Source organism: Proteiniborus sp. DW1, from assembly GCF_900095305.1.
Lineage (GTDB): Bacteria > Bacillota > Clostridia > Tissierellales > Proteiniboraceae > Proteiniborus.
Map to the genome: position 1 here is coordinate 1 of NZ_FMDO01000022.1, position 644 is coordinate 644.

6 tRNA genes are annotated in these 644 nt (G+C 46.6%); all 6 read left to right on the forward strand.

The window, feature by feature from the left end:
- Positions 1–11 precede the first annotated feature (11 nt).
- The 6 genes from DW1_RS05300 to DW1_RS05325 all read left to right on the forward strand — a co-directional run bounded on the left by DW1_RS05300 (position 12) and on the right by DW1_RS05325 (position 595).
- A tRNA-Gly gene (locus DW1_RS05300) sits at positions 12–86 on the forward strand.
- An 18-nt stretch (positions 87–104) separates the two neighbouring features.
- Positions 105–178 (forward strand) — tRNA-Gly (locus DW1_RS05305).
- Positions 179–207: 29 nt separating this feature from the next.
- Positions 208–284 (forward strand) — tRNA-His (locus tag DW1_RS05310).
- 73 nt (positions 285–357) lie between these two features.
- Positions 358–433, forward strand: a tRNA-Gln gene (locus DW1_RS05315).
- A gap of 5 nt (positions 434–438) precedes the next feature.
- A tRNA-Cys gene (locus tag DW1_RS05320) sits at positions 439–513 on the forward strand.
- Positions 514–518: 5 nt separating this feature from the next.
- Positions 519–595 (forward strand) — tRNA-Arg (locus DW1_RS05325).
- Positions 596–644: the final 49 nt, after the last annotated feature.

Consider the following 644-nt stretch of genomic DNA (forward strand, 5'->3'; position numbering starts at 1 on the left):
GATAATAGCATGCGGAAGTGGCTCAGTGGTAGAGCATCGCCTTGCCAAGGCGAGGGTCGCGAGTTCGAATCTCGTCTTCCGCTCCATTTTTATTAACTAACTATGCGGGTGTAGCTCAGTGGTAGAGCCCCAGCCTTCCAAGCTGGTTGCGAGGGTTCGATTCCCTTCACCCGCTCCATTTTTCTAGAAAATATTTGAAACATTATGGTGGGTATAGCGCAGTTGGTTAGCGCGCCAGATTGTGGCTCTGGAGGTCATGGGTTCGAATCCCATTATCCACCCCACTTTTATTTATTTTTTGGCGTATTATTGTCTAGATGATGTTTTTTACAACTATACACAGATTCAAATTAGTATTGGGGTATAGCCAAGTCGGTAAGGCACCAGACTTTGACTCTGGCATTCGTAGGTTCGAGTCCTGCTACCCCAGCCAAATACGGCGGCATAGCCAAGTGGTAAGGCAGAGGTCTGCAAAACCTTTATTCCCCAGTTCAAATCTGGGTGTCGCCTCCATATATGTGCCCATAGCTCAGCTGGATAGAGTGTCTGACTACGAATCAGAAGGTCGGGAGTTCGAATCTCTCTGGGCACGCCAAGAAAAATTATATATAAAAAATGGAGGATTGATTGAGTTCAAACCTCCA